Raw genomic sequence first — 12,256 nt, forward strand, 5'->3', positions numbered from 1 at the left:
TCCATCGCAATGACGGCAGAGTGCTGGTTTTCGCTTCGAATACTTCTACCTGGATCGAAACTGCAGACACCAAAAAGTAAAGAGGTCGGTCTTGCAGCTTGCACAGAGCGACCTCTTTACTGATTACCCTTTTTCCTCTACCTTCCCATCGGCGTGGATGGCGAACCTGCCCTTTTCTCTCGCATGCACGTGCTCGTGGTTGGGCCAGGGCCAGCCGCCAAACTGCGTGCGCTCGTACTCCCGTACCCGTGGGCTGTCCCCTGACAGCACACTTCATCATTCCCGTCTGTCGGGGGACAGACCAGGGTTCGGTAGCAAATCGTATCAGGGGAAGAGGGTATTTGTCCAGGTATTTCTGCCGGCAGGTGAAGACGCCAGGCCGGAACGAATTGATGGCGATGCCCTCCGCTGCCCCCCTCAATGCTATTAAGTTAAGAGGTTCCGTTGTCCCAATTCTACTTTGACCCCTGACCCTAAAGGGCGAGTGAATTGTCGTTAGCAGGATCCTTTAGGGGACACCCGGCTTAGGGATTAAGGGGCGCCCAGCCAGGGTAAAATGCTCTTAACTTAATAGCATTGCTGCCCCTTACCGGTAATTGCGAAGCTGCCTCAATATTTGATCATTGTGTGAAATCTTGTGGCGGCAGTTGTGTTTCCCCGTCACGGGCAATCTGATGGACAGAATGTGGCTCTTTATCTGGCAGATTGCCACGGCACAAGAATAATGTAGCACAATAAGTGATTGAGTTTGTGCCTCGCAATAACCGGTGGGTCGGGCTTTGGTGCTTTGGGATTACTCGGCAGCCATGGTCTGTCCCCTGACAGCACACTTCATTATTCCCGTCTGTCGGGGGACAGACCAGGGTGCGGTAAAGAAAGGGTCTGTTAAAAAGTAAAGAGGGCGCTCTTGTGCTGGCGGATAGAGCGACCTCTTTACCCGTTACCCTTTCTCCTCCACCTTCCCATCAGCATGGATAGCGAACCTGCCTTTTTCTCTCGAATGCACGTGCTCGTGGTTGGGCCAGGGCCAGCCGCCAAACTGCGTGCGCTGATACTCCTGCATCGCTTGCTGAATCTCCGCTTGGTTGTTCATCACAAACGGGCCATACTGCGCCACTGGCTCCCCAATTGGCTTGCCTTGCAGCATCAGGATAAAGCCAGGCTCCTTGCCGTTCGTTAGCACCGCTTCCTGATCGGCTTGCAGCTCCACAGCCTTGTAGGCATTGATGCTTTGGTCTTCCACCTGCAGCAGCTCGCCTTTGTAGAAGTAGATTGACCTTTTGGCTCCCTTCGAAGCTTTAGGCAGTGTAAACGTAGCGCCCGGCTCCATTTTGATCGTCCAGATGGCGACGTCATGGTCGGCTTCGTTGGCCCACGAATGAGGTGGGGGAGTAGGGGCGCTTTTGTCACCCAGCTTTCCGGCCACAATCATTACCTCGGTCGATTTGCCATTGGCATCTTTTACCACTTCCCTGGGAATGGTCTCGTTCCACAGCATGGCAAAGTGAGGAGGCACCAGCTTGTGCTTTTGTGGCAGGTTGAGCCAGATCTGGAACAGCTCAAGCGGATTGTCGTTCTCCTTGCTCAGCAGCGGAAACATTTCCGAATGCTGTACGCCTTTGCCGGCCGTCATCCATTGCACGTCGCCATTGCCAAAGCGGGCGGCAGCGCCCAGCGAGTCGGAGTGGTCGATCAGGCCTTTGGTGGCGATGGTCACTGTTTCAAAGCCACGGTGCGGGTGGGCCGGGAAGCCGGGCACTTTTGAGCCGTGGTACATCCTCCAGCCGTCTTTGATGGTGAAGTCGTTGCTAATGGCCCTTCCGGCCAGGGAAGCATCCGGCCCCATGCTGTCGTTGCCTTTAGGATAGGCATCGGCATGGTGCACACAGAAGAGGAAGGGATCCTGGGTTTCCCAGGGGAATCCCAGTGGTTTTATTTTGATAATGGCTGACATATGTGATCGTTTTAGTTATTTATATGTACGTACATGTAACTAACGAATTAAGTCAAAATTAGTTTTGATGGGCAAGGTAAAAAAATAGTGGCGGTATAGAGGAGGGTACTCTTGCTATCGACTCTCAATATTGTGCAGCAAACGGCACAGCTACGGTTCAGTGAGAAGTTAAAAACCGGCGTGAGCCATGCGGTGAAGAAGGGTTGAGGTTGGAGAATGGACTACTATTGTCTATCCCTGGCGTATATTCTAATAATAGGTGTATATTATGCGTATAACATACGTTTACAAATGGATAATCAGCTTTCAGTGGCTCTAATGGAGCTTTAGAGTTTCAGAAGGTTAGAAAATATAGGATGGGAATATATGCAACTAGTTGCTTATATTCGGATTGTTGGAATTCATTATGAGAACTGCAATCTTTACACTCTTACTTTTTGGAAAGGCTGAGCTCCTTGCGCAGGACTCAATTTCATTCACATTCTGGGAACGCAAAATCTTGCTAACGGAGAACTTTGAAGATATGCGAACCGGAATCCAAAGTGGTCAATTTGAAGTGCTAAATGACAAAACTCAAATTCCAGAAAGCTTGATTGAATTACTAACTGAACATGACCCCAGCGAACAGATACTTGGAATTAGAAATTTGATCAAATTTTCTAACCCTGATGAAAAATATCGAGCAACAGACGTAGTGTATGATGCGGAATTGCCAAGCAGGCAAATTATGCTGCTAGCGAAGGATTCGAGTCAGCTCCTTTTAACTTACAAACATGGCGGAATGGGACACCATCATCATATTTTGTGGTGCGAACTGACTAATAACCAAGTTACGAATCTCTGGATCGGTGTAACTTTTAAAGACATGTACTCAGTGAACGATGTGATTCGAATAACGGATATTGATCCGAGGAAACTGAACACCAATATGGTATGCAAATAAACGAAATGCCAACAAATGCTATGAATGGGGTTTTATCGGTCAGGATATTTTCGTGGGGATTGAAAAGACCTTCACAAATAATAAATTTAAAATAAGGAGTGGCTATGGGAGCATGGAAGGTTAGAGCGTTCTAATCCCCACTCATCCATCATAGCCAGGCGATCCCATTGACTGCATGACGTATTGGGCTACATTTTTCTGGGTATTGGCAATACTGAGTTTTATCGGAGGCGCAGTAACATCGCTTTCAATCTTTTCGCTTCGTAACAGTTTTGCAAAAAAGCTGGGCACAACTTTTCCATTTATCGAAGACAAAATGAAAGAGTTTAAGGAGCCTGAATTATTAAGCGAGTATGAGTGCTTTAAAATCAGATGCAAAAAACGCAAGCGCATATCAACTCTACTTGTGATTGCATTTCTAATCCTTTCCCTTTCTTCTATGTTGGCTAACAACCTGTGAACTAACGAACAAGCACGACCTGATTATTTAATTACTCATCCCTTCGGCCATGGGTTGGCTGTCATTTAAGAGGATCAAGCGGAAAATCTGGGGGATTGTCCTTTAAACCCAATATCCCAAGTGGTCATAAATAAGCAAAAGATCCAAGCCTAACCCGGCTGGGCGAGACGCATTGAACCAGTCTTGCGTTTTATTTAACCACAAACGAAACATTCGATCCCCCAGAAATACATATTGATCCATTTAAGAACTTAACTACGAAATCTGAGAGGTATTTGCTCTTGTTGGGCGAGTTTTTACGAGCTGTTTGTTGTATGATTAACGTCGTGGTCGAATGCATATTGTACCGTAGAAAATTTAGCCGAAAATGGTGTATTGGAAGAGCTGAGATGAATATTTTTGAATGTTCGCCGTATCAAGTGCTGCCAAAAAACAAGGCAGCACAATCACCAGCAACACGCCAGTAATGAAAACGGAAAGCATTGAAAGCGAGGTAGCGAAGCCGACGTACTATCATGGAACGAAGGCAAATTTGAAGCCAGGAGACCTGATAGCACCAGGGTTTAAGTCCAACTACGGAACGGGGAAAAAGGCGGCTTATGTCTACTTCAGCGCCACGCTGGATGCCGCCATTTGGGGAGCGGAGCTCGCTGTTGGCGAAGAGCCTGGTAGAATTTACATAGTGGAACCAACAGGCTCCTTTGAAGATGATCCCAACCTGACAAACAAGCGCTTTCCAGGTAATCCAACCAAGTCGTACCGAACCGCACAGCCCATTAAGGTATCCGGCGAGGTTAGAGAATGGCAGGGGCACTCACCAGAGCAGCTCAAAGCGATGAGGGATCATCTTGAGAAGTTGAAGGAGCAGGGGATAGAGGCGATTGAGGATTAAGTAGCGTATACAACAACGCTAAGAGTATATGGCGGGTCGACAGCACTCAAAAACTTCTGCCGACCCTGCTTTTAGTAAGCCTATTAATTCACATTAGCCGGATCCACCCTTGTTGGTGTGTCTTCTCCTGAGATCATGCCAGTAGCAGCGGCAGCAATGGCCTTGATGGTATTAGTCATATGTGCTAAGTCTAACGTGCTTACTTCATCCGATGCCTTGTGGTAGTCTTTGTCAACATCGATGGGCGTGGTGCTGATAGAATGGGCCGGCACGCCTAGCCTGGCCAGTGTGGCGTTATCGGAACGGTAGAACAGGTTTTGGTCGGGGTATGGGTCGGCGTAGAACTCATACTCGGTGCCCTTCACGGCCTTTTGCAGCAACTCACCAAAGCTGGATTTGTCGAAGCCGGTTACCCAGGCGGTGTTGGGCCCGCTCACGGCAGGCTTGCCAATCATTTCAATATTGAACATCGCCACAATCTCGTCGGGGTTCAGTTGTCGGGAGAAGTACTTTGAACCGTAGCCTCCGCCTTCCTCGGCGGTAAAGGCAGCGAACAGAATGGTGCGCTCAGGCTGCGTGCCCATGTCTTTGAAGTATTTGGCCAAAGTGATCACGGCTGTAGTACCTGAGGCGTCGTCGTTGGCGCCGTTGAAGATGGTGTCTCCCTTGGTGCCCCTGATGCCCAGGTGGTCGTAATGGGCACTGAAAAGAACGATTTCGTTGGGCCGCTTTCCGCTGATTTTGCCTACCACGTTCGACAGGCTTTCTGTTTTAACGTCGTTTTCTACGTTTACGCTTAAAGAGCGTATCTCGGTAATACTTGTAAGAATCAGCACAAAAGCCTTTTTATCCAATGCCATCACATGGTTACCTCCCGACAATGAGCCACGGTACCTTTCGAACATGACCTGATGAGAAGGATCGGCCAGGATCAGTGCTTTCCCTTTCACGCCTCTGGCTTGAGAAATGGCTCCCCGCAGGTTGCCGTCGGCGTTCACCACGATGACTTCAACCTCATCAATGCTTGTGATTTCCAGTTTTTCGTTGTTCACCGAAACAGCAGCGTACCCTTCAGCTACAGGTTGCCCGTTGAGCGTCACCGACACACTTTTGGGCGTGATGGTGTACATATTGAACTTTTGCTCGTAGCTGGTCAGCCCGTCTACATACTCCAGTCCAGCCGCCTCAAATTCTCCCTGAATGAACTTCGACGCCTTTTCAATGCCCGGGCTAAACATCCGTCGGCCTTCCATGTCGTCGGCGGCCAGGGTGGTGATGATACGGGTCACATCGGCTTCATTGATTTCGGCTGCCGGCTGACAGCTGATGATGAGTGATGTGAACAATAGGAAGAAAGCTGGGAGGATAGACGTCTTTTGCATGTCAGGTTAAATCAGGGATTTAAATAGACTGGAAAGTTAATACTTATTTTATCACTTGGTCAACTGGCTACACACCAATGGCAACTTCTCTATTCTGAGGCGTGACATTTGGAGGGCCTCGTTAGAAGCAAAGGTAATTATTGATATATTAGGGGATATTTGATTCGCAAATGGTGTCCTTTCTATTCTCTTAAGAATCTCCATCTAAGCACGATGCAACGAAGAAACTTTATCAAAAAATCCTCATTGACAACTCTTGGCATCGCCGTTCTTGGTGCTATACAGTGGAATTTTAAACGAGTTTTACGTGGTGGCATGCTGAATGTTAACGCTCAGCGAATTGAAGACCGGATTACCGGGATGGCCCAATTTGGGCGGAACGACAAAGGCCACGGCTACAGGATGGCGTTTACTCAGGGCGATGTTGAAGGGCATGCGTGGTTTGTTGACCTGATGAAGAAGGCGGGGCTAGAAACAACCATCGACCAGGCTGGGAATATCATTGGGAAACGAAAAGGGAAGAAGCCTTCACTCAAACCCATCGCCTTTGGCTCGCACATCGACATGGTGCCTGATGGTGGTAATTATGATGGCACGCTTGGGTCAATTGCTGCGCTGGAGGTAATTGAGGTGCTCAACGAAAACAAGGTAGTGACCGATCATCCGCTTGAAGTGATCATTTTCGCTGATGAGGAAGGGAGTATGATTGGCAGCAAAGCCCTGTCTGGAAAGATCACGCCCGAAATACTGAATCAAACAAGCCATAGTGGGCTCACCATTTCTGAGGGTGTTAAAGTGCTTGGAGGCGACCCTGATACTATTCAAAACGCCCGCCGCAAGAGAGGGGACATCCACGCTTTTTTAGAATTGCATATTGAGCAGGGAGGGATTTTGGAAAAGGAAGGCCTGCAGATTGGTGTAGTGGAAGGGATAGTTGGCATAGAGCATTGGGAGGTGACAGTGGATGGTTTTGCCAACCACGCAGGAACCACCCCCATGAGCTTGCGCCAGGATGCCATGCTATCAGCTTCAAAATTGATTATTGCAGTGAATGAGGTGATCAGGGGGACAGAAGGAAGCCAGGTAGGCACCATAGGAAAGATTAATGCCTACCCTGGGGCATACAATGTCATTCCCGGCAAGGTGACCCTGGGGCTGGAGATGCGTGATTTGTCGCCTGAAAAAATCGAACGACTTTTCGCTGAAATAGAAAAGCAAGCGATAGCCATTGCCGAAGAGACGAAGACGAAAATCAGTTTTGTGAGGCAGCCGAGCGTAGCGAAGGCGGCACTTACTGATAAAGGGCTCCAGCAGATTATCCACACGTCTGCCCAAAAGTTGGGATTGAGTACCAAATTTATGCCCAGTGGTGCAGGCCACGACTCTCAAAACATGGCAATGATTACTCCTGTGGCGATGATTTTCGTGCCCAGTATAGGTGGCATCAGTCATTCCTTTAAGGAATCCACCAAAACGGAGGACATGGCAAACGGAGCCAATGTGCTGCTGCAGGCGATATTGGCTGCGGACAAAGGGTAGGATTGGGAAGTTTTTGCGATCCCGAAGATTGGCAGGTGCCATAAGCCGAACTAAAGAGCAGCTTTAGGTCTTGGGCTTTCCTCTCCCATGCATCTATTCGGTTCATGGCTCATAATTTATTTCTCTGGTGTCGAAAAGTTGACGTCGCCGTGTATTTTTGCCAATGTGCACTGTGGCCACGCTGCGCCTGTCTGCTGCCTAACCCATAATTGTCCCGTTTTATGCGCCAACGTTTTGTGAGGGAGTTTGTCCCGATGTTTCTGCTCCTTTTTGCTGCGAATGTTTACGCTAAGCAGTCGGGCGCCAGCGAACTTGAGAAGCTGTTTACTGAAGCAAGTAGTGTCCTGTGTCAGGATATGGAAAAGACTGACTCGTTGGCTACCCTGTTGCTGGAGGTGGCTCTGCAAGCCAAAGACGTCAGTTATCAAGCCCGGGCCTATAAGTTGATGGGGGACAACGCCTCCTGTCAGCAGCAGTTTCAGAAGGCCATTCAAGGGCATCGGCGAGCAGCAGCTTTGTTCGGGCAGGTGGGCGACGACGAATTTACTATTCGCAGCCTGGTTAATCTGTCCAACAGTTACCTGAAGCTCAGCAAGACAGATTCGGCCCTGGCTGCTCTCAATCAGGCTGAGCTGATCAATCGGCGACTGAAGTCCGACTTTATGGAAGCGCAAATTTATCTGGTAAAAGCCAGCTATTACAGCGACTTCTCTAAAAACGATTCCGTCGTTTTTTATTCGCTCAAGGCGCTGAGTCTGGCGGAGAAGATTCCTGATGAGTCGATGATTAACCGGGCTGTTATCACGCTTGGCGCTGCCTACTATCAGAACGAAGACTATCAGCTGGCCATCAGGTACTTCCGAAAGTCACGTGAGCAGTTGCTTAGCCAAACCAACCAAGCCAACCTGTCGATAGTGAACTACAACATGGCCAACAGCTACACAGCGCTCAACATGTTTGACTCTGCCACCTACTTTTACCAGCAGGCACTTGAAAGCCCCGGGGTAGAGGGCAATAAGTTTTTGCAGGCCTACTTTTACGAAGGGCTGGCTGAAATGCAGGGCAGCATGGGGCTGTACAAGGAGTCGATTGCGAACCATTTGAAGGCGATTGAGTTGTGCAAGGAGGTGGGGGAGAAACGAAATTTGTCGGCGGCCTATGTGAACCTGTCGGAGATATTTCTCAAGACAGGGAAGACGGCCGAAGCGATCAGGTATGCCGAGCTGGGAGCCGGGCTTTCTCACGATATTGAATTCATTGAAAAGGAATCGGACGCTTACTGGATGCTGAGCAATGCTTACCGGGCGTCGGGCCGGTACAAAGAAGGCCTGGAGGCACTACACAAGTTTTATAAGCTCGACAGCACCATGCTGAACCAAACCAAGGCTTTGCAGATATCGGACCTGAACATCAAATACGAAACGGAGAAAAAAGAGAATGAGATTGAGCGCCTGGCACAAATGGCAGAGATACAGACGTTGCAGCTCAGCCAGCAGCGATACCTGATTATTGGCGGGGCGATTGTGCTGCTGCTGGTGATCGCTATTTTGGTGCTTTACTACAGGCAGAGGGCCGACAGGCAAGCCCAGGCGTTGACCCAGCTGGAGCAGAAAGCCCTGCGAAGCCAGCTCAACCCACATTTTATTTTCAATGCGCTGGGGGCCATCCAAAACTATATGTTGCAAAACAAACCTCAGGATGCTGCTTCGTTTATGAGCCGTTTTGCCCGGCTCATGCGTCAGATTTTGGAAAACTCCCGGGAGGACTTCATTTCGCTGGAAGAAGAAGTGGCCACGCTGGAAAACTACCTGGAGCTGCAGCTGCTGCGGTTCAACAACTCCTTTGAGTATGAGCTGACAGTGGACGAGGCCATCGACCCTGAGGAGGTATCGATTCCGCCGATGTTTGCCCAGCCGTTGATTGAGAATGCCCTGGAGCACGGGCTGAAAGGGAAAATGGATGGAGCCAAAGTGAAAATCACTTTCCGGCAGGAGGGTGAGTATGTGCTGCTGACCGTGGAAGACAACGGCAAAGGAATTTCCAGCGAGGTGAAGGCGAGGGAAGGCCATAAGTCGCTGGCAGGTGTGATCACCAACGAGCGGATTGAGCTGTTCAATGCTGGCTTGAAAACCAAGATCAGGCTAATTGTGGAGGATTTGGCCGGCGTAGGTAGCTCGGGCACCAGGGTGCAGTTGATGTTGCCTTATAGGGAGGGGTGATGCGTATTTCTCAGAGTCCCTGCAGGAGAGTCTGAGTGAAAATCTATTTATGGCCAGGTGCTACTAAGCGATTTGAAGCTTGTATTTTTGAAGCAACTCTTCTTGAATAAGGCTTTTTAATGAAGTGTCGGCTGTAGGAATTTCCGGCCACAACACACCATCCCCCATGTTCTCAAAATCACTTAACTGTTCGGAGCTCGCCGTTGCCAATCCTTTGAGCTGGCTAATCTGACGCTGTAGAACAGTACCATTATTGAGGACAAAGAGAATTGTGTTATTCTCCTTCTGTATGATCACCTCACTGATTTTCAGACCATTAAAGACGATGGCTGTTTCTATTGGTGACATTTCGGATGAATAGATGTCTACCTGATCGCTCTCTTTGAATTTCGAAAGAATCTCTTCTATCGACTTTATATCAGTTTTGTCAGTTATTACAGTAGGCATTCCAGTATTCAGTTAGTTGTGCGATATTCTCTTCGGCTAATTTAAGCAATTGTCGCTTCTCTTTTTGCTTGAACCCTTTTAGATAAAAAACTTCTATTCTCGGCTGAATCCATATTTTCCCATTAGCGCCTCCTTTTTTAACGTGCATATGCGCACGTTCGGCGCAGTCTGCTGCAAAAAAATAGAAGATGTAGCCCTGGATTGTTAAGACTCTTGGCATGGCTCAAAAATAATCTAAATGGTTAGATTCTCCTCAGAGTCTCCTGCAGGAGACTCTGAGATGGAATGCTTTTCTCAATCCAAATGCTCATTCACCACATCCAGCAAATACTCCTTCGGGTCGCTGGCGTATTGCCAAAACATGATGCCCGCCAAACCATTGTCGTTAACATATTCACACTTAAGCTTCACAGAACTTTCATCATCGTATACCACCAGCTGGTTGTTCCCGGCATTGAAAAGATAGGGTGACTTGGCTGCATCATCCCAGTAGCGAACGAACCCTGGCTTGGCCATCAGGCTGTCTTTGATGAACGTAAAGCCGCCACCTCTCATTACCTCGTCCCTGGGGCGAAGGATGCCCAGATTATCGCTGCTTTTCATCGTCCAGCTACGGCCATAGAAGGGTACGCCCAGCACCAGCTTCTCAGCCGGCACGCCCTGCTCGATATAAGTTTTCACGGCTTTGTCGGCAGAATTTTCTTTCTCATAGTTTTCGGAAGGATAGAGGTTGCTGTGGTGGCCCACTGTATCGCCGGCGACATAGAAATCGTAGGCCATGATGTTCACGAAGTCGATATGTTTGGCTACGTCGCCCATGTTGGTGACTTCAAAAAGTCTTGGGAAGCATGGAAGAGCAGTAGACACAATGTATTTCTTGCCAGTGGTAACGGCCAACGCATCCAGCTCCTTTCTGATGGCTTCAAACATCAGCGTAAAGTTTTCCCTGTCTTCATCTCTGAAAACATTGTCCTCACCTTTCAGGCCGGGATACTCCCAGTCGATGTCGATACCATCCAGGTTGTAGTCGGACACGATTTTGGTGCCACTCTTCGCAAACTTTTCCCTGGAGCTGGCTGTAAGCACCGCATCGGAAAAGTTTTCACTCCACGACCAGCCCCCGATGGAGATCACGATTTTCAGGTCAGGATTGTCCTTTTTCAGGTAGTTGAGCTTTCGAAAGTTGACGCTGTCAGTTTCGAGGTTGGTTAACCAAGCCAGGCTGTCTTTTACGTCAACAAAGGCGTAGTTGATTATGGTGAGCTTGTTGGCGTCGATATCTTTTTCATCAAGCAAACCACGGAAGCCTGGTACGTAGCCGATGATTTCTTTATTTGAAGTGGGAGTTCCAACAGCTTCTTTGGGTGGCTCCTGGCGGCAGCTGTGAAATAGTAAGCAAAGTGCAAAGATGTAATAAAGCGACTTCTTCATAATGTTGAGACTAAAGATCATTTTGTCCTCAAGCCGGACGGGCTGTTACTTTTTCTTGACAAAAAGTAACCAAAAGTCATCGAAAAATTAACGCACAGGCCAAAAAACGCACACCCTGCCGACATTTTTCGCCCTCCCTCCAGAGAGGTACCTGCTTTACGTACCAGGCTTAGGAGTTTTTACTTTGGAAAACAATGACCCTTACCTAGACTAAAAATCAGTATCGGCCTTCTTCAAATCCAATTCTTCAATCCAGATATTACGGTAGAACACGTCGTGGCCTTCTGCTTGTAGCTTAAGTCCGCCAGGCACGTCGGTGATGCCCTTGCCACCATCATTGCCGCCATCGATGCCTGAGTTAGGCCCGCCCCACACCTGGCTGATGACCTGATTGGTATGGGCTTTTTTGCCGTTGAAGTAAACCGTCACCATGGGCTGTTCGGTCAGCTTGCCGTCTTTGAAACGAGCGGCACGGAAGACGATATCATACGAATTCCATTTCCCTAAACCATTGTAAGCGAAATAAGGAGATTCGGATTCGTTGATCACTGCACCCAAGCCATGGCTGGTAGAATCTCCATCCAGCACCTGGATTTCGTACCTGTTTTGCAGATAGACGCCGCTGTTGCCGCCGGGGTTGACAATGAGGAACTCTACATGAGCTCGAAAATCACGGAACTTTTTGTTGGTTACGATGTCTGCCGCACCATACTTGCCTCCGGCACCGGCAGGATCGTTGCTGCTCATGACGGTGCCACCGTCGACCGGGTCTTTCACAATCTGCCATTTAATCGGCAGTTGGGCAGACAGTCTGGGGCCGTCCCAGTAGGTCCAGTTTTTATCCAGCATATCACGGGAGCCATCGAAGTAAACCACAGCTTTCTTGGTGGGCTTTGCGCCGACATTCATGTTGGACTGAGCGAAAATACTGGTTGCTGAAGCAGCCAGGAATAGGATCAGAAGGGCGTTCTTTTTCATTATTTGTTGAT

The 12,256-nt window shown here is 48.8% G+C and carries 11 protein-coding genes; 4 read left to right on the top strand and 7 right to left on the bottom strand.

Annotated features, from left to right (window positions below; all coding sequences use genetic code 11):
* Positions 1-123: 123 nt before the first annotated feature.
* Both ACMVP2_RS20955 and ACMVP2_RS20960 read right to left on the bottom strand, forming a co-directional pair.
* Positions 124-270 (bottom strand): hypothetical protein, encoded by a 147-nt coding sequence (locus ACMVP2_RS20955; protein WP_416864964.1) that lies wholly within the window; start codon positions 268-270, stop codon positions 124-126.
* 670 nt (positions 271-940) lie between these two features.
* Positions 941-1,954 carry a pirin family protein gene (locus ACMVP2_RS20960; protein ID WP_416864965.1) on the bottom strand — a complete coding sequence of 338 codons (1,014 nt, stop codon included), beginning with the start codon at positions 1,952-1,954 and terminating at the stop codon, positions 941-943.
* 406 nt (positions 1,955-2,360) lie between these two features.
* Between ACMVP2_RS20960 and ACMVP2_RS20965 the strand changes: the two genes are divergently transcribed.
* A complete protein-coding gene (locus ACMVP2_RS20965; protein ID WP_416864966.1) occupies positions 2,361-2,897 on the top strand; it encodes a hypothetical protein in 537 nt (178 codons plus the stop codon).
* 926 nt (positions 2,898-3,823) lie between these two features.
* Complete coding sequence (arr, locus tag ACMVP2_RS20970; RefSeq protein WP_416868211.1) at positions 3,824-4,249, top strand: NAD(+)--rifampin ADP-ribosyltransferase; 426 nt, start codon at positions 3,824-3,826, stop codon at positions 4,247-4,249.
* Between the two features lie 83 nt (positions 4,250-4,332).
* On the opposite strand, the gene ACMVP2_RS20975 is transcribed toward arr, so the two are convergent.
* Positions 4,333-5,631: a M28 family metallopeptidase gene (locus ACMVP2_RS20975; protein WP_416864967.1), complete on the bottom strand. Its 1,299-nt coding sequence runs from the start codon at positions 5,629-5,631 to the stop codon at positions 4,333-4,335.
* A gap of 213 nt (positions 5,632-5,844) precedes the next feature.
* Here ACMVP2_RS20975 and ACMVP2_RS20980 point away from each other — a divergent pair, with 213 nt between their 5' ends.
* Positions 5,845-7,170, top strand: coding sequence for a Zn-dependent hydrolase (locus ACMVP2_RS20980; protein ID WP_416864968.1), 1,326 nt, complete (start codon positions 5,845-5,847; stop codon positions 7,168-7,170).
* Positions 7,171-7,391: 221 nt separating this feature from the next.
* Entirely contained in the window at positions 7,392-9,389 is a 1,998-nt protein-coding gene (locus ACMVP2_RS20985) for a tetratricopeptide repeat protein (protein ID WP_416864969.1), read from the top strand.
* A gap of 63 nt (positions 9,390-9,452) precedes the next feature.
* Here the strand turns inward: ACMVP2_RS20985 and ACMVP2_RS20990 are convergent, their stop codons facing one another.
* The 4 genes from ACMVP2_RS20990 to ACMVP2_RS21005 form a co-directional block, all read right to left on the bottom strand.
* The gene (locus ACMVP2_RS20990; protein WP_416864970.1) at positions 9,453-9,836 is read right to left on the bottom strand and encodes a DUF2442 domain-containing protein; all 384 of its coding nucleotides are present in this window, start codon (positions 9,834-9,836) and stop codon (positions 9,453-9,455) included.
* On the bottom strand, positions 9,817-10,056 hold the full coding sequence (locus tag ACMVP2_RS20995; RefSeq protein ID WP_416864971.1) for a DUF4160 domain-containing protein: 240 nt from the start codon (positions 10,054-10,056) through the stop codon (positions 9,817-9,819). Before ACMVP2_RS20995 ends, ACMVP2_RS20990 begins: the two co-directional genes overlap by 20 nt.
* Before the next feature lie 74 nt (positions 10,057-10,130).
* Complete coding sequence (locus tag ACMVP2_RS21000; protein ID WP_416864972.1) at positions 10,131-11,267, bottom strand: glycoside hydrolase family 18 protein; 1,137 nt, start codon at positions 11,265-11,267, stop codon at positions 10,131-10,133.
* Between the two features lie 210 nt (positions 11,268-11,477).
* The gene (locus ACMVP2_RS21005) at positions 11,478-12,245 is read right to left on the bottom strand and encodes a 3-keto-disaccharide hydrolase (RefSeq protein WP_416864973.1); all 768 of its coding nucleotides are present in this window, start codon (positions 12,243-12,245) and stop codon (positions 11,478-11,480) included.
* Positions 12,246-12,256: the final 11 nt, after the last annotated feature.

Origin of the sequence: Imperialibacter sp. (assembly GCF_048007035.1) — a bacterium.
Classification (GTDB): domain Bacteria; phylum Bacteroidota; class Bacteroidia; order Cytophagales; family Cyclobacteriaceae; genus Imperialibacter.

What these genes read in the sequence shown, in the direction of transcription:
- ACMVP2_RS20960 (WP_416864965.1), bottom strand. Translation starts at nt 1,954, where the DNA reads ATGTCAGCCATTATCAAAATAAAACCACTGGGATTCCCCTGGGAAACC.
- ACMVP2_RS20965 (WP_416864966.1), top strand. Translation starts at nt 2,361, where the DNA reads ATGAGAACTGCAATCTTTACACTCTTACTTTTTGGAAAGGCTGAGCTC.
- arr (WP_416868211.1), top strand. Translation starts at nt 3,824, where the DNA reads ATGAAAACGGAAAGCATTGAAAGCGAGGTAGCGAAGCCGACGTACTAT.
- ACMVP2_RS20975 (WP_416864967.1), bottom strand. Translation starts at nt 5,631, where the DNA reads ATGCAAAAGACGTCTATCCTCCCAGCTTTCTTCCTATTGTTCACATCA.
- ACMVP2_RS20980 (WP_416864968.1), top strand. Translation starts at nt 5,845, where the DNA reads ATGCAACGAAGAAACTTTATCAAAAAATCCTCATTGACAACTCTTGGC.
- ACMVP2_RS20985 (WP_416864969.1), top strand. Translation starts at nt 7,392, where the DNA reads ATGCGCCAACGTTTTGTGAGGGAGTTTGTCCCGATGTTTCTGCTCCTT.
- ACMVP2_RS20990 (WP_416864970.1), bottom strand. Translation starts at nt 9,836, where the DNA reads ATGCCTACTGTAATAACTGACAAAACTGATATAAAGTCGATAGAAGAG.
- ACMVP2_RS20995 (WP_416864971.1), bottom strand. Translation starts at nt 10,056, where the DNA reads ATGCCAAGAGTCTTAACAATCCAGGGCTACATCTTCTATTTTTTTGCA.
- ACMVP2_RS21000 (WP_416864972.1), bottom strand. Translation starts at nt 11,267, where the DNA reads ATGAAGAAGTCGCTTTATTACATCTTTGCACTTTGCTTACTATTTCAC.
- ACMVP2_RS21005 (WP_416864973.1), bottom strand. Translation starts at nt 12,245, where the DNA reads ATGAAAAAGAACGCCCTTCTGATCCTATTCCTGGCTGCTTCAGCAACC.